Genomic DNA, 14,897 nt, shown 5'->3' on the forward strand with positions numbered 1-14,897 from the left:
CGGGGCTGGGGTTGCGGCCCGGGGCGGCGCAGGAGCCGGGTTGCAGCTCGGGCGCCGGTGCCGTCTAGGTCTCGGATTCCCGGTAGGCCGCCGCCTCCTCCAGGTCCAGGCGGCGCAGCAGCGTGCGCAGCATCTCGTCCTCGATGCGCCGCTGGTCCCGCAGGGTCACGAAGACCTCCCGCTCGGCGGAGATCATCTCCCGCGACAGCCGCCGGTAGGTGTCGTCGGCCGACTCCCCGGTCTCCGGGTTGACCGCGCCCAGCCGCTCCCACACCGCGTTGCGGCGCCGCTCCAGGACCGTGCGCAGCCGTTCCGCGAGCGGCGGCGGCAGGGCGTTGCGCGGGTCCTCCAGGAGCTCCGTCAGGCGGGCGTCGGCGGCCTGTGAGGCCTGGCTCTGGGCCTGCGCCTCGGCCAGCGTCTCGGCCTGCAGGTCCCGCGGCGGCAGCCGCAGCCACCGGATCAGCGGCGGCAGCGTCAGCCCCTGCACCACCAGCGTGGCGATGACCGTGGTGAAGGTCAGGAAGAGGATCAGGTTGCGGTACGGGAAGCCCGCGCCGTCGTCGACGGTCATCGGGATGGAGAAGGCGATGGCCAGCGAGACCACCCCGCGCATCCCGGCCCAGCCGACGATCACCGGGGCCTTCCAGGTGGTGTCGGGCTCCCGCTCCCGGATCCGGGCGGAGAGCGCCCGCGGCAGGAACGTCGCCGGGAACACCCAGACGAACCGGGCCGCGACCACCGCGCCGAACACCGCCAGCGCGTACCAGGCGGCGTGCAGGCCCTCGTACTCCCCCAGGTCCTCCAGGACCACGGGCAGTTGAAGGCCGATCAGCGCGAAGACCAGCGACTCCAGCACGAAGGCGACCATCTTCCACACGGCCTCCTCCTGGAGGCGGGTGGCGAAGTCCACCTGCCAGGCCCGGTGGCCGAGGTAGAGGGCCACCACTACGACGGCCAGCACCCCGGAGGCGTGCACCTGCTCCGCGGCCGCGTACGCCACGAAGGGGATGAGCAGCGACAGGGTGTTCTGCAGCAGCGGCTCCCGCAGCCGGGTGCGCAGGTGGTGGATCGGGACCATCAGCACCAGGCCCACCCCCACCCCGCCGATCGAGGCGATCAGGAACTCGGAGATGCCGCCCGCCCAGCCGGCGCTCTCCCCGACCACCGCCGCCAGCGCCACCTTGTAGGCGGTGATCGCGGTGGCGTCGTTGACGAGGGATTCGCCCTGGAGGATGGTCGTGATCCGCGGCGGCAGGCCCAGTTTGCGGGCGATGGCGGTGGCCGCGACGGCGTCCGGCGGGGCGACGACCGCGCCGAGCACCAGCGCCGCGGTCAGCGGCAGCCCCGGCACCACCAGGTACGCCGCGTAGCCGACGACGAGCGTCGCGAAGAGCACGTAGCCGACCGACAGCAGCGCCACCGGCCGCATGTTCGCCCGCAGGTCGAGGTACGAGCTGTCGACCGCCGCCGTGTACAGCAGGGGCGGCAGCATCAGCGGCAGCACGATGTGCGGGTCGAGCCCGTAGTCGGGCACGCCCGGCAGGTACGCGGCGACGAGTCCGGCCGCGACGAGCAGCAGCGGTGCCGGCACCGGGGTGCGCCGGGCCGCCCCCGCCACGGCGGCGCTGCCCGCCACCAGTGCCACCAGTGGCCATACCTCCATCGCGCGGACCCGCCCTCACCTCGTGCGCCGTCGTAACCTGGCCATCATGAGCGAGTGCACGCACCTTCCCGAACTGCCGCGCCCCGAACCGGCACCCGCGGCGCTGACCTGCCCGGAATGTCTGGCGGTGGGGAGCCATCCGGTGAGCTTGCGGATGTGTCTGTGGTGCGGCCACGTGGGATGCTGCGACTCCTCGCCGTACCGGCACGCCACCGCCCACTACCAGGAGACGGGGCATCCCGTGATGCGCAGCCACGAGCCCGGTGAGACCTGGCGCTGGTGTTTCGTGGACGCTTCGCTCGTCTGAGGTTCGATCGCCGGCAGGGGGGTAGGTCAACCCTCCGCCGGTTCCCTTTAATTGGGCCCGCAGACCCCTAGCCACTGTGCGTACCCGCGGGCTTACCATCAGTCACTGTCGCCGGACGGGGGTGCCGCGACACGATCGCCCGTATCGCGGTAGCGTCACCGGCGAACAGAGCTCGTACCACCTTGGAGGTGAGGGTGTCCCAGATCGCAGGCGAGCCCGGGACCCAGGACTTCGTGGAAGTCCGGCTGCCGGCCGCGGGTGCCTATCTGTCGGTGTTGCGCACGGCCACGGCCGGTCTCGCAGCACGCTTGGACTTCACCCTCGACGAGATCGAGGACCTGCGCATCGCGGTCGACGAGGCGTGCGCGATCCTGCTCCAGCAGGCCGTGCCAGGCTCCGTCCTCAGCTGCGTGTTCCGGCTCGTGGACGATTCGCTGGAGGTGACCGTCTCGGCCCCGACGACCGACGGACGGGCGCCCGAGCGCGACACGTTCGCGTGGACGGTGCTGTCGGCCCTGGCCGGCAAGGTCGAGTCCACGGTCGCGGACGACCGGACGGTCAGCATCAGTCTCTACAAACAGCGCGGCGCGGGACCAGGGCCGGCGTGAGCGGCGGGGACATCCCGGTGCGGGACGAGGGGCGGCCCCGGGTGGGGCACAGTTCCGGCAGAGGAATCCCGGAACAGCAGCAGGCGCGGCCGCACCCAGCGGAAGACGGCTTTTTGGACTCGGCGGAGCGACGGGCGGGCCCTATGAGCGAGAACGAGCACGAGGAACTGCAGCCACCGGTGGCCGGCCCGCCGGGGGCGCCCGCCGCGTCCGGGGCGGCCGGCGGTTCCGGTGACCCGGTCGGCCCCGACTCCGGGGCGGGCTCAGGGGCGGCCGGCGCGGCGTCCGGTCCGGCCGGGGCCGCGGAGGGCCCGGCGGCCGCGGAGGCCTCGGAGTCCGCAGAGGCCTCGGAGGCCGCAGAGGCCTCGGAGGCCGCAGAGGCCTCGGAGGCCGGCGACTCCCCGGAGGTCGCGGGCTCTCCCGAGCCGGCGGCGGCACCGGCGGCCGGTCCTGCCGGTACGCACGACCCCCGGGACCGCAGCGGCGCCCGGCTGCTGTTCGTACAGCTTCGGGAGCTGCCCGAGGGCTCGCCCGAGCGGGCCGAGCTCCGCAACCGGCTGGTGCGGATGCACCTGCCGCTGGTCGAGCACCTGGCCCGCCGGTTCCGCAACCGCGGGGAGCCGCTGGACGACCTCACGCAGGTCGCCACGATCGGCCTGATCAAGTCGGTGGACCGGTTCGACCCGGACCGCGGGGTGGAGTTCTCCACGTACGCGACCCCGACCGTCGTCGGCGAGATCAAGCGCCACTTCCGTGACAAGGGCTGGGCGGTACGCGTCCCCCGGCGGCTCCAGGAGCTGCGGCTCTCCCTCACCACGGCCACCGCCGAGCTGTCCCAGCAGCACGGCCGCTCGCCCACGGTGCACGAGCTGGCGGAGCGCCTGGGGATCTCCGAGGAGGAGGTGCTGGAGGGGCTGGAATCGGCCAATGCCTACAGCACCCTGTCGCTGGACGTACCGGACACGGACGACGAGTCCCCGGCCGTCGCGGACACGCTGGGTGCGGAGGACGAGGCGCTGGAGGGGGTCGAGTACCGGGAGTCCCTCAAGCCGCTGCTGGAAGGGCTGCCGCCGCGGGAGAAGCGGATCCTGTTGCTTCGGTTCTTCGGCAACATGACGCAGTCGCAGATCGCGCAGGAGGTCGGCATCTCGCAGATGCACGTCTCCCGGCTGCTGGCCCGCACCCTGGCCCAACTCCGCGAAAAGCTCCTGGTCGAGGAGTAACCCCCGACGACCGCCGCCGGTCCCCCCGGCGGCACCCGCCCCCCCTCCCGACGCCCGGGGGCAACCCCCGGGCCACTCCCGGCCTTGCCGGTGCCCTGGGGCATATCCAGCCTCGCCAGGTGCACCTGGGGCGCAACTTCCAGCCTCGCCGGCGTTTGAGGCGCGGCGTTTGAGGCGCGGCGTTTGAGGCGGAGCCCCAAGACTGCAACCCGGCTCCGCCGGGCACCGGGCTCCGCCCGGACCCGCGCCTCAAACGCCGGCGAGGCTGGATTTTGCCCCTCGGGCAGCTGGCGAGGCTGGAAGTTGGCCCTCGGGCGCCGGCGAAGCTGGAAGCTGCCCCTCGGGTAGTCGGCGAGGCTGGAAATTGGCCCTCGGGCGCCGCCGAGGCCGGCGGGGGCCACGGGTAGCGCCAAGGTCGGCGGGCTGTCAGGGCTGCGGCGTGCCGATGGCGAGGGCTTCGGTGGTGGCCGGGTGGAGGAGGAGGGTGAGGACGGTCAGGGCGGACACGGCCAGGGCCACCGCCCCGGCGATCAACGCCCCGCCCGCGCTGTACAGCGTCCACGCCACCGGCAACGCCATCAGCTGAGTGATCATGGCCGGCCCCCGGCTCCACCGGCGCCGCATCCACAGGCCCCGCGCCGCGACCAGCGGCAGCGCCGCGAGGACCAGCATGGTGACCCCGCCGGTCTCGGCCTGCTGCGGGGAGTCCGGGTCGCCGAGCAGACCCATAACCAGCATCGAGATGCCCAGGCCCGCGAGCGCGAGGCCTTCCAGCGCGGTCAGCGCGGCGGCGGCGGTCAGCCGGACCGGGGCGGGCCCGGAGGGGACGGCGGGGGTGGCGGGGGGCTGCTTCGTACTCACACGGGCAGCGTAACCGTGCCCCGGTCGGCAGCCGGTATGGGCGGCGTCAGTACGGGTGGGTAGGCTGCTGCTCATGCGTGCACTCCTCGTGGCGAACCCGGCGGCAACGACCACCAGTGCGCGCACGCGCGATGTCCTGATCCATGCGCTGGCCAGCGAGATGAAGCTGGAGGCCGTGACCACCGAGTACCGCGGCCACGCCCGGGACCTCGGGCGGCGCGCGGCCGAGAGCGAGGACATCGATCTGGTGGTCGCCCTCGGCGGCGACGGCACCGTCAACGAGGTCGTCAACGGCCTCCTGCACGACGGGCCGGACCCGGACCGGCGCCCCCGGCTCGCGGTGGTGCCCGGCGGCTCCACGAACGTCTTCGCGCGGGCGCTGGGTCTGCCCAACGACGCGGTGGAGGCGACCGGCGCCCTGCTGGACGCGCTGCGGGAGCGGCGGGAGCGGACGGTCGGGCTGGGCCTGGCCGCGGGCGCCCCGGGCACCGTGGACGAATCGGTGCCGGCCCGCTGGTTCACCTTCTGCGCGGGATTCGGATTCGACGCGGGAGTGGTCGGCCGGGTCGAACAGCAGCGGGAGCGCGGAAAGCGTTCGACGCATTCCCTCTACGTACGGCAGCTGGTGCGCCAGTTCCTGGAAGAGCCGAACCGCCGGCACGGCATGGTCACGCTGGAGCGTCCGGGCGCGGATCCGGTGACGGATCTGGTGCTGTCGATAGTGTGCAACACGTCACCTTGGACGTATCTCGGAAACAAACCGCTGTACGCCTCCCCGGAGGCCTCCTTCGACACCGCACTTGACGTGCTGGGTCTCAGCCGTTTGTCAACTCCGGCCATCGCGCGGTACGCGACACAGCTCCTGACCTCGACTCCTGAGCGCGGTCCGCACGGCAAGCATGCGGTCTCTCTGCACGATCTGACCGACTTCACCTTGCATTCGAAGGTGCCGCTCCCATTCCAGATGGACGGCGATCACCTCGGACTGCGTACGAGCGTGCGGTTCACAGGCGTACGCCGTGCACTGCGTGTGATTGTGTGAGTGGAAGGGCCTTTAGTCCTTTCAGTCGAACGTTTAGACGCCGGTCCACCCCATAGAAGTACGGCTGTGACCTAGTCGACACCGACGAATCAAAAAAAACTTTCCGGAAGGGGTTGTATCCCCGTCCGAGGTTTGCGAATCTCTACATGGCGATCGGGACAGCCCGCAGCACCGGCACCCACGAAGACCGCCAGAACCCCTCCACGAACCAAAGGCCAACCCGGGCAACTGGGCGTCGCCCCTTCCTCCGCGAAGGGATTCGTGAAAGCGTTCACATTCACAAGCAACTTGCCCGCAATACCAAGGAGATGGAGCAGCCATGGACTGGCGTCACAACGCCGTTTGTCGTGAGGAAGACCCGGAACTCTTCTTCCCCATCGGCAACACCGGTCCTGCGCTGCTGCAGATCGAGGAAGCCAAGGCCGTCTGCCGCCGCTGCCCCGTCATGGAGCAGTGCCTGCAGTGGGCGCTCGAGTCCGGTCAGGACTCCGGCGTCTGGGGCGGTCTCAGCGAAGACGAGCGCCGCGCCATGAAGCGCCGCGCCGCTCGCAACCGGGCGCGCAACGCCAGCGCCTGATATCGACTTTCGAGCCTCGAGCCGCAGCGCGTAGTACCCAAACAGCGCTCAGCAACGTGCTCTTGAGCCCCGCACCGGGAACCATCCGGTGCGGGGCTCAGTGCTGTGCCCGGGAGTTTTCCGCAGAGCCGTCACCCTGAGTGACGACCCCGCCGCCGTGATCCGCGGGCGCCGGCCGGGTCCGGGCTACTTCTGGGGGCTGGCCGGCACGTCGAGGACGACCTTGGTGCCGCGCTCGGCCCCCGGCTGCATGTCGAAGCTGCCGCCGAGTTCGCCTTCGACGAGGGTCCGCACGATCTGGAGGCCGAGGTTCCCGGCGCGCTGCGGGTCGAATCCCTCGGGCAGTCCGCAGCCGTCGTCCACCACGGTGATCAGCAGGCGCGCATCGGCGCGGCCGGAACCGCTGCGGGCCGCGGACACCTCCACGGTGCCCTGCTCCCCCTGGGTGAAGGCGTGTTCCAGGGCGTTCTGCAGCACCTCGGTCAGCACCATCGACAGCGGAGTGGCCACCTCCGCGTCGAGGATCCCGAAGCGGCCGGTGCGCCGGCAGGCCACCTTGCCCGGCGAGATCTCCGCGACCATCGCGATCACGCGGTCGGCGATCTCGTCGAACTCCACGCGCTCGTCCAGGTTCTGAGACAGCGTCTCATGGACGATCGCGATCGAACCGACCCGGCGGACCGCCTCGTTCAGTGCCTCGCGCCCCTGGTCGGAGTCCATCCGGCGGGCCTGGAGCCGCAGCAGGGCCGCGACCGTCTGCAGGTTGTTCTTGACCCGGTGGTGGATCTCCCTGATCGTCGCGTCCTTGGTGATCAGTTCGCGTTCGCGACGCCGGAGTTCGGTCACGTCGCGGCAGAGCACGAGCGAGCCGATCCGGGTGCCCTTGGGCTTCAGCGGAATCGCGCGCAGCTGGATCACCCCGCCGTTGCCGTCGACCTCGGTCTCCCGGGGGGCCCAGCCGCTGGCCAGTTTGACCAGCGCTTCGTCCACCGGGCCCCGGGACGGGGCGAGTTCGGCGGTCGTGGTGCCCAGGTGCTGGCCGACCAGGTCGGAGGCGAGGCCGAGCCGGTGGTAGGCGGAGAGGGCGTTGGGGCTCGCGTACGTGACCACGCCGTCGGCGTCGAGCCTGATCAGGCCGTCGCCGACGCGCGGGGAGGCGTCCATGTCGACCTGCTGGCCGGGGAACGGAAAGGTTCCGGCAGCAATCATCTGGGCCAGGTCGGAGGCGGACTGGAGGTAGGTGAGCTCCAGCCGGCTCGGCGTGCGGACCGTGAGCAGATTGGTGTTGCGGGCGATCACTCCGAGCACCCGGCCCTCGCGGCGGACCGGGATGGACTCGACGCGGACCGGGACCTCCTCGCGCCACTCCGGGTCGCCCTCGCGCACGATCCGGCCCTCGTCGAGGGCGGCGTCGAGCAGCGGGCGGCGGCCGCGCGGCACCAGGTGGCCGACCATGTCGTCCTGGTACGAGGTGGGGCCGGTGTTCGGGCGCATCTGGGCGACCGAGACGTAGCGGGTGCCGTCCAGGGTGGGGACCCACAGCACGAGGTCCGCGAAGGACAGGTCGGAGAGCAGCTGCCACTCCGAGACCAGCATGTGGAGCCACTCCAGGTCGGTTTCACTGAGAGCGGTGTGCTGGCGTACGAGGTCGTTCATGGAGGGCACGTGTGCGAGCGTACCCGGGGTAGGACCGTGTCTTTGGCCATGGGAATACCCAGGACGGGTCGGTTCCGCGTATGTTGGAGGAAGTGACGGTTATCAGGGGCCCGTCATTGGATGGACAGAACAGATTGGTCTAGTCCACAATGAGGTATGACTTCCGCCCTCCCCGCACAGGAGGACGGAGCGAGGTAAGCCGCGCGTTCTGCCCTGACCGCGCCGGCTCCTCCTGCCGGCCGCCGGGACCGCACACCTGACGGCCGAAGCACTCCGGGCTGCGGTGCCGGACGGGTTGAGGGTCCCGTCCCGGCACCGTGGCCCTGAGGGTGAAGCGCCATCTGCGCAGGTCAGAGGCTCAGCCCGACCGCAGCGCCGCACTCCCCCACCGCCGCCGGCACCTGCCGCGACGCGCCTTCGCGCGCCTGCCGGGCCGCGCCCCCCGGCGGCGGCCCTTGACCCTCACACCGTGTCAGGCGCTGAACTCGGAGACATCATGTTCACCATCGGAGACTTCGCCCGGCACGGCCGCGTATCGGTCCGGATGCTGCGTCACTACGACGCCACCGGCCTGCTGCTCCCGGCCCATGTCGATCCCGCCACCGGCTACCGGTACTACACGGGGGCCCAGCTGGCCCGGCTCAACCGCGTCATCGCGCTGAAGGACCTCGGCTTCACCCTCCAGCAGGTCGGGGAGATCCTCGACGAGCGGGTGGGCGCCGAGGAGCTGCGCGGCATGCTGCGGCTGCGCCGGGCCGAGCTGGAGGACGCCGTGAGCGCGGCGGCGGCGCGGCTGGTCCAGGTCGAGGCGCGGCTCCGGTCGATCGAGAGCGAGGGGCGCATGCCCGAGAACGACGTCGTACTGAAGGACGTCCCGGCGGTACGGGTGGCCGAGCTGACCGCCACGGCGGCGAGCTTCGAGCCGCAGGACATCGGCCCGGTCATCGGGCCGCTGTACGAGGAGCTGTTCCGGCGCCTGGCGGCGGCGGGCATCGCCCCGTCCGGCCCGGGAGTGGCGTACTACGAGGACGCGCCGGAGGGCGGCGGCGCGATCACCGTGCACGCGGCGGTCGAGGTCGCGGCCCCGCTCCAGGACGGCGCGGTGCGGGTCCTGGACCTGCCGGGCCTCGCGCAGGCGGCGACCATCGTGCACCGCGGGTCGATGGACGCCGTGCTGCCGACCGCACAGGCCCTGGCCCGGTGGATCGACGGCCACGGCTACCGCGAGGCCGGCTACCCGCGGGAGATCAGCCTGGAGTGCCCGGCCGACCGCGACCAGTGGGTGACCGAGCTCCAGGCGCCGGTCACGGCGGCCTGACGGCTCGGCTTTCGGGCCCCGCTTCCCGGATCCTCCGGGAAGCGGGGCCCTACCGCGTTTCGGTCACCTTGGCGAGGGCGCGCGGGGCGTCCGGGTCCTGGCCGCGGGCGATCGTGATCTCGTACGCGAGGAGCTGGAGCGGGATGATCTCCAGCAGCGGCTGGAGTTCCTCGGGCACCCCCCGGGAGGGCAGGACGAACCCGGCCGAGGCCGCGTCCACCTCGGCCTGGGGGCCGACCACGAAGAGGTCGGCGCCACGGCCGCGCAGCCGGTCCAGGACGGGGCGCAGGGCCTCGCCGCCGTGGCCCTCGGTGACCACGGCGATCACCGGGGAGATGTTGTCGACCATGGCGAGCGGGCCGTGCAGCAGGTCCGCGCCGGAGTAGGCGAGCGCCGGGATGTAGCTGGTCTCCATGAGCTTGAGGGCGGCCTCGCGGGCGGTCGGGTAGCCGAAGCCGCGCGAGGTGATGACCATCCGCTCGGCGAAGCGGTAGCGGGCGGCGAGTGCGCGCACCTCGTCGCCGCGGGCCAGGACCTCCTCGGCGAGCGCGGGCAGGGCGGCCGCCGGTCCGGCGCCGTCGGCGCCGCGCAGGGCCTCGGTGAAGAGGTACAGGGCCAGCAGCGAGGCGGTGTACGTCTTGGTGGCGGGCAGCGCCTTCTCCGGGCCGGCCAGGATGTCGATGTGGTGCTCGGAGACCGCGGCGAGGGCCGAGTCCGGGTTGTTGGTGACGGCGAGGGTGATCGCGCCGGCCGCGCGGGCGGCCTGGGTGGAGGCGACCAGGTCGGGCGAGCCGCCGGACTGGCTCACGGTGACGACCAGGACGTCGTCGAGGCGCGGCCGGGCGCCGTACGCGGTGATCGTGGACATCGAGCTGAGTCCGCAGGGCAGTCCGTGGCGGACCTCCAGCAGGTACTTCGCGTAGAGCGCGGCGTGGTCGGAGCTGCCGCGGGCCGCGAGGAGCACGAAGCGCGGGGAGCGGGCCGCGATGGCCTCGGCGGTGGCGCGGACCGGGTCCGCGCCGTCCTGGAGGAGCCGTCGCCAGCCGGCCGGCTGCTGGCGGATCTCGGCGGCCATGATGCTGCCGGGCTGTTCCATGCGCCGTCCTCCGGTGGTCCGGGACCGGGCCGCGTTCCCGCGGTGCCGGGAGGCCGGCGGGGCGGGATCGGCCGACCATGGAGACAGTCGAGCACGGGGGCCGGTCCGGCCGCCAGCGGAGCCGGTGCGAAGGGCCCTTCTCTGCTAGATTGGACCCAGATTGGTCTATACCATAGCGCCCACTTCTTCTCAGATCGGCAGGAACAGCGTGGAAGTTGTCATCGTTCCGGACGCCAAGGCAGGCGGCGAGCTCATCGCGGAGGCCATGGCGGCCCTGGTCCGACGCAAGCCCGACGCACTGCTCGGCGTGGCCACCGGCTCGACCCCGCTGCCCATCTACCAGGCCCTCGCGGCGAAGGTCCGCGCCGGCGAGGTCGATGCCTCCCGCGCCCGGATCTGCCAGCTCGACGAGTACGTCGGCCTGCCCGCCGGGCACCCCGAGTCCTACCGCTCCGTCGTGCTGCGCGAGGTCGTCGAACCGCTCGGACTGACGGAGAGCTCGTTCATGGGCCCGGACGGGTCCGCCGCGGACGTCGTGGCGGCCTGCGACGACTACGACCAGGCGCTCGCCGACGCCGGCGGCGTCGACTTCCAACTGCTGGGCATCGGCACGGACGGCCACATCGGCTTCAACGAGCCCTGCTCCTCGCTGGCCTCCCGCACCCGGATCAAGACGCTCACCGAGCAGACCCGCGTCGACAACGCGCGCTTCTTCGACGACGACATCGACCAGGTGCCGCACCACGTCATCACCCAGGGCATCGGCACCATCCTGGACGCCCGCCACCTGGTGCTGCTGGCCACCGGCGAGGGCAAGGCCGAGGCGGTCGCGCAGACCGTCGAGGGCCCGGTCTCCTCGCTCGTACCGGCGTCCGCGCTCCAGTTGCACCGGCACGCCACCGTGATCGTGGACGAGGCGGCCGCGTCCAAGCTGAAGCTCGCCGACTACTTCCGTCACGCCTTCGCCAACAAGCCGGACTGGCAGGGCCTGTAGACCGCCCGGGCGGCGCGGTCTTGGCGGCCCGCGCCGTCCGCGGCAACGCGTAAGGGCCGGGCGACCCCTCGGGGTCGCCCGGCCCTTCGTGTGCGAGGCGCGGGATCCGGTGCGGAGCCCCTGCTGCGGGCCCGGGGCTGCTACGCCCCCGCGACGATCTCCGCGGCCGCCCGGCCGCAGACCCGCGAGGCGCCGTGCGTGGCGATGTACAGCGCGCCGCGCGGCTCGGCCCGCGGCAGGCCCATCTCGATCACGACGGTGTCCGGGCGGGCCGCGACCAGCGCGTCCAGGGCCGCGGTCATCCACGGGTGCCGGTGGGCGTCCCGTACGACCGCGACGATGGTGCGCGGGCCCGCGGCGGCGAGCACCGCAGCCGGGTCCACGGACTCGTCGAAGCGGGCGGACTCGGTGTCCGGGACCAGCTCGGCCAGCTCGGCGGCGGGGCCCCACGGGGTCTCGTCGCCGACCGCGATGTTCGCGACGGGGGCGAACGTGGCGACGTACGCCGAGGTGACGGGCTTGCGGTCGCCGGAGACCAGGACGGCGCGGCGGGCCGCGGTCAGGCCGATGCCGGCCGTGCCGGGCGCGCTCCCCTCCTGCGGCGCACCCGGCGCGGCGGCCACCCGTGCCTGCCGGGTCCACTCGGCGAGGGACCGCACCCGGGCGGCGGCGTCGGCGAGCCGCTCCTCCGGGAGGTGTCCCTCGCGCACGGCGGCCACCAGGGCGTCGCGCAGCCGCAGGACGGTGCCCTCGTCGGCGAGGCCGCCGCCGACACAGATGGCGTCGGCACCGGCGGCGATGGCGAGCACGGAGCCGCGCTCGATGCCGTACGTGCCGGCGATGGCGTTCATCTCCATGCCGTCGGTGACGATCAGGCCCTGGTAGCCCAGCTCCTCGCGCAGCAGTCCGGTGAGGATCTGCGGGCTGAGGGTGGCGGGCCGGGTCGGGTCGAGCGACGGGAGCAGGATGTGCGCGCTCATGATCGACTTGGTGCCGGCGTCCATGGCGGCCTTGAAGGGCACGAGCTCACGGGCGTACAGGGTCTCCAGGTCCGCGTCGATCCGCGGCAGCGCGTGGTGCGAGTCCACGTTGGTGTCGCCGTGGCCGGGGAAGTGCTTGGTGCACGCGGCGACGCCGGCGGCCTGCAGGCCCTCGACGTACGCGGCGGTGTGCCGGGCCGTCAGGTGGGTGTCGGCGCCGAAGGAGCGCACTCCGATGACCGGGTTGTCCGGGTTGGAGTTGACGTCCGCGGAGGGCGCCCAGTTGAGGTTGACTCCGCACTCGGCGAGCCGGCGGCCGAGCTCGCGGGCCACGTCGCGGGTGAGTGCGGTGTCGTCGACGGCGCCGAGGGCGAGGTTGCCGGGGAAGGACGAGCCGCCCCGGACCTCCAGGCGGGTGACGTCGCCGCCCTCCTCGTCGATCGCGACGAGGACGTCGTCCCGTTCGGCGCGCAGCTGCGCGGTGAGCGCGGCGAGCTGGCCGGGCGAGGTGATGTTGCGGCCGAAGAGGCCGACGGCGGTGAGGCCTTCGGCGACCTGGCGCAGCAGCCAGTCGGGGGCGGTGGTCCCCAGGAAGCCGGGCTGGAGGACGGCGAGGGCGTCCCGGGTCACGGTGTCGGGGCGGTGCGCGAGGATCGTCATCGGGAGAGGGTCATCCCTTCACTGCGCCGGCGGTAAGACCCGCGGCCATCTTTCGCTGGACCACGAGGAAGAGCGCGACGATCGGCACGGCCATCATGGTGGAGCCGGCCATCATCGGGGCGAACTCGGTGCCGTTCTTGGTGATGAAGTTGCTGAGCCAGACGGTGGCGGTCTGGTTCTGCTGGCTCATCAGCATCAGGGCGTAGAGGTACTCGTTCCACGCCTGGATGAAGCCGTAGACGGAGGTCGCGACCATGCCGGGGGCGAGCAGCGGGAAGACCACCCGCATGAAGGCGCCGGTCGGGGTGCAGCCGTCGACCATGGCCGCTTCTTCGAGCTCCTTCGGGATGTTCACGATGAAGCCGCGCAGCGTCCACACCGTGAAGGGAAGGATGAAGGTCAGGTACGTGATGATCAGGCCGGTGAGCTTGTCGTACTGACCGAGGTCGTTCAGCAGCAGGAAGACCGGGATGATCATGGCGACGAGCGGGATCATCTGGACGGCGAGGATGCCGACGATGACGACCTTGCGGCCGCGGAAGGCGAACCGCGAGATGGCCAGGGCCGCCAGCATGCCGACGAGGATGCCGATGACGACCACGACGAGCGAGACGATCAGCGAGCGGCCGACCGGGCCCCAGAAGTCGTTGATCTCCAGGGCGCGACGGAAGTTGTCGAACGTCGCGCTCGTCGGGAAGAACTTGGGGTTGGGGTCGATCGCGTCCTTGGCGGGCTTGAACGCGGTGTTCAGCATCCAGTAGACGGGGAAGCCGGCCGTGACGAAGACGAACAGGCCGAGGAGGTTCCAGCCGAGCTTCGACTTCCTGAAGCCCTTGCCCTTGCTGCGGCGTGCGACGCGCGGGGTCGCGGTGGTCGAGGTCACTCCACCTCTCCGATCTTGAGCATCTGGCGCATGTAGACCGCGACCACACCGAGCAGCAGCAGGACGGTCACCAGGGCGATCGCGGAACCGCCCGAGTAGTCGTTGACCACGAAGGCCTGCTGGTACGAGTAGGTGGTCAGCAGCTGGAACTCGGCTTCGGGGTTGCCGTTGCGCATCACGAAGACCTGCGGGAAGACGCCCATGTCCCAGATGACCGAGAGGGTGGTCAGCATGACGATGATCGGCTTCATGATGGGCAGCGTGACGTGGCGGAAGACGCCCCAGGCGCCGGCGCCGTCGAGGCGGGCGGCCTCTTCGAGCTCCTTGGGCACCTGGGTGAGGCCGGCGCTGAGGGTGATGACGACGAAGGGCACCGCGCCCCAGACGACCAGGAGCATGATCACGATCAGGCCCTGGGTGCTGCTGGCGAACCAGTTGTGGCCGATCATGTCGACGCCCGGGAGCTTGCTCATCAGGTAATTGAGCACGCCGTAGTTGGTGTCGAAGATCCACTTGAAGATGGCGGTGGAGACCAGGATCGGCATGCCCCAGCTCGCCACGAGAGCGATGTTGATGAGGGCCTTGACCCAGCCGGAGACCCGCTGGAGCAGCAGGGCTATCGCCATGCCGAGCACCATGGTCAGGACGACCGCGCCGACCGCGAAGACCACGGTGCGCACGACGACGGACCAGAACTCGCCGTCGCCGAGGATCTCGGTGAAGTTCTCGAAGCCGACCCACTCGGCTTCCTTGAAGCCCCAGAGTTCGGACTTGCCGAAGCTCTGGAAGGAGAGGGACACCAGTCTGTAGAGCGGGTATCCCATGACGAGCACGATGACCAGCAGGCACGGGGCCAGCAGCAGCCAGGGAGTCGCGGCGGAGCCCTTGCGCTCCGGCCTTCCCGGCTTGCCCGTGCTCCCTGTCCCGGCTCCGGTGGAACTCTGCTGCTTCGCCGGTGGCAGCTCGGCGGTGGTTGTCTGTGCGGCACTCATCGCGCGCTCCTCAGGGGTCCCTCTCTTGCTACGGGCA

Annotated in this window: 14 protein-coding genes; 7 read left to right on the top strand and 7 right to left on the bottom strand. The window is 71.6% G+C overall.

Annotation, left to right across the window (positions count from 1 at the left end; genetic code table 11):
- Window positions 1-64 precede the first annotated feature (64 nt).
- On the bottom strand, window positions 65-1,663 hold the full coding sequence (locus OG764_RS12945; protein WP_328968576.1) for a Na+/H+ antiporter: 1,599 nt from the start codon (window positions 1,661-1,663) through the stop codon (window positions 65-67).
- Window positions 1,664-1,709: 46 nt separating this feature from the next.
- On the opposite strand from OG764_RS12945, the gene OG764_RS12950 reads away from it, so the two are divergent.
- The 3 genes from OG764_RS12950 to OG764_RS12960 all read left to right on the top strand — a co-directional run bounded on the left by OG764_RS12950 (window position 1,710) and on the right by OG764_RS12960 (window position 3,801).
- The gene (locus tag OG764_RS12950; RefSeq protein ID WP_328968577.1) at window positions 1,710-1,970 is read left to right on the top strand and encodes a UBP-type zinc finger domain-containing protein; all 261 of its coding nucleotides are present in this window, start codon (window positions 1,710-1,712) and stop codon (window positions 1,968-1,970) included.
- A 194-nt stretch (window positions 1,971-2,164) separates the two neighbouring features.
- Window positions 2,165-2,578 (top strand): anti-sigma regulatory factor, encoded by a 414-nt coding sequence (locus OG764_RS12955; protein ID WP_128557560.1) that lies wholly within the window; start codon window positions 2,165-2,167, stop codon window positions 2,576-2,578.
- 41 nt (window positions 2,579-2,619) lie between these two features.
- Window positions 2,620-3,801, top strand: coding sequence for an RNA polymerase sigma factor SigF (locus OG764_RS12960; protein WP_443055911.1), 1,182 nt, complete (start codon window positions 2,620-2,622; stop codon window positions 3,799-3,801).
- A gap of 426 nt (window positions 3,802-4,227) precedes the next feature.
- Here the strand turns inward: OG764_RS12960 and OG764_RS12965 are convergent, their stop codons facing one another.
- A complete protein-coding gene (locus OG764_RS12965) occupies window positions 4,228-4,662 on the bottom strand; it encodes a hypothetical protein (protein ID WP_328968579.1) in 435 nt (144 codons plus the stop codon).
- Window positions 4,663-4,735: 73 nt separating this feature from the next.
- On the opposite strand from OG764_RS12965, the gene OG764_RS12970 reads away from it, so the two are divergent.
- Together OG764_RS12970 and OG764_RS12975 are read left to right on the top strand one after the other, a co-directional pair.
- Window positions 4,736-5,704 carry a diacylglycerol/lipid kinase family protein gene (locus tag OG764_RS12970; RefSeq protein ID WP_328968580.1) on the top strand — a complete coding sequence of 323 codons (969 nt, stop codon included), beginning with the start codon at window positions 4,736-4,738 and terminating at the stop codon, window positions 5,702-5,704.
- A gap of 319 nt (window positions 5,705-6,023) precedes the next feature.
- Entirely contained in the window at window positions 6,024-6,281 is a 258-nt protein-coding gene (locus OG764_RS12975; RefSeq protein WP_003953983.1) for a WhiB family transcriptional regulator, read from the top strand.
- Window positions 6,282-6,467: 186 nt separating this feature from the next.
- On the opposite strand, the gene OG764_RS12980 is transcribed toward OG764_RS12975, so the two are convergent.
- The gene (locus OG764_RS12980; RefSeq protein ID WP_328972981.1) at window positions 6,468-7,937 is read right to left on the bottom strand and encodes a sensor histidine kinase; all 1,470 of its coding nucleotides are present in this window, start codon (window positions 7,935-7,937) and stop codon (window positions 6,468-6,470) included.
- A 496-nt stretch (window positions 7,938-8,433) separates the two neighbouring features.
- Here OG764_RS12980 and OG764_RS12985 point away from each other — a divergent pair, with 496 nt between their 5' ends.
- A complete protein-coding gene (locus OG764_RS12985) occupies window positions 8,434-9,255 on the top strand; it encodes a MerR family transcriptional regulator (RefSeq protein WP_328972982.1) in 822 nt (273 codons plus the stop codon).
- A gap of 49 nt (window positions 9,256-9,304) precedes the next feature.
- Here OG764_RS12985 and OG764_RS12990 read toward each other — a convergent pair whose 3' ends face one another.
- Entirely contained in the window at window positions 9,305-10,351 is a 1,047-nt protein-coding gene (locus tag OG764_RS12990) for an SIS domain-containing protein (protein WP_328968581.1), read from the bottom strand.
- A gap of 208 nt (window positions 10,352-10,559) precedes the next feature.
- Here OG764_RS12990 and nagB point away from each other — a divergent pair, with 208 nt between their 5' ends.
- A complete protein-coding gene (gene nagB, locus OG764_RS12995; RefSeq protein ID WP_328968582.1) occupies window positions 10,560-11,345 on the top strand; it encodes a glucosamine-6-phosphate deaminase in 786 nt (261 codons plus the stop codon).
- 140 nt (window positions 11,346-11,485) lie between these two features.
- Here nagB and OG764_RS13000 read toward each other — a convergent pair whose 3' ends face one another.
- The 3 genes from OG764_RS13000 to OG764_RS13010 are packed head-to-tail and all read right to left on the bottom strand — an operon-like array spanning window position 11,486 to window position 14,860.
- Window positions 11,486-12,985: a glycoside hydrolase family 3 protein gene (locus tag OG764_RS13000; RefSeq protein WP_328968583.1), complete on the bottom strand. Its 1,500-nt coding sequence runs from the start codon at window positions 12,983-12,985 to the stop codon at window positions 11,486-11,488.
- A 10-nt stretch (window positions 12,986-12,995) separates the two neighbouring features.
- The gene (locus OG764_RS13005) at window positions 12,996-13,868 is read right to left on the bottom strand and encodes a carbohydrate ABC transporter permease (protein ID WP_328968584.1); all 873 of its coding nucleotides are present in this window, start codon (window positions 13,866-13,868) and stop codon (window positions 12,996-12,998) included.
- Window positions 13,865-14,860 carry a carbohydrate ABC transporter permease gene (locus OG764_RS13010; protein WP_328968585.1) on the bottom strand — a complete coding sequence of 332 codons (996 nt, stop codon included), beginning with the start codon at window positions 14,858-14,860 and terminating at the stop codon, window positions 13,865-13,867. The genes OG764_RS13005 and OG764_RS13010 overlap by 4 nt, the downstream gene beginning before the upstream one ends.
- Window positions 14,861-14,897 lie beyond the last annotated feature (37 nt).

The organism is Streptomyces sp. NBC_00239 (assembly GCF_036194065.1).
Lineage (GTDB): Bacteria > Actinomycetota > Actinomycetes > Streptomycetales > Streptomycetaceae > Streptomyces.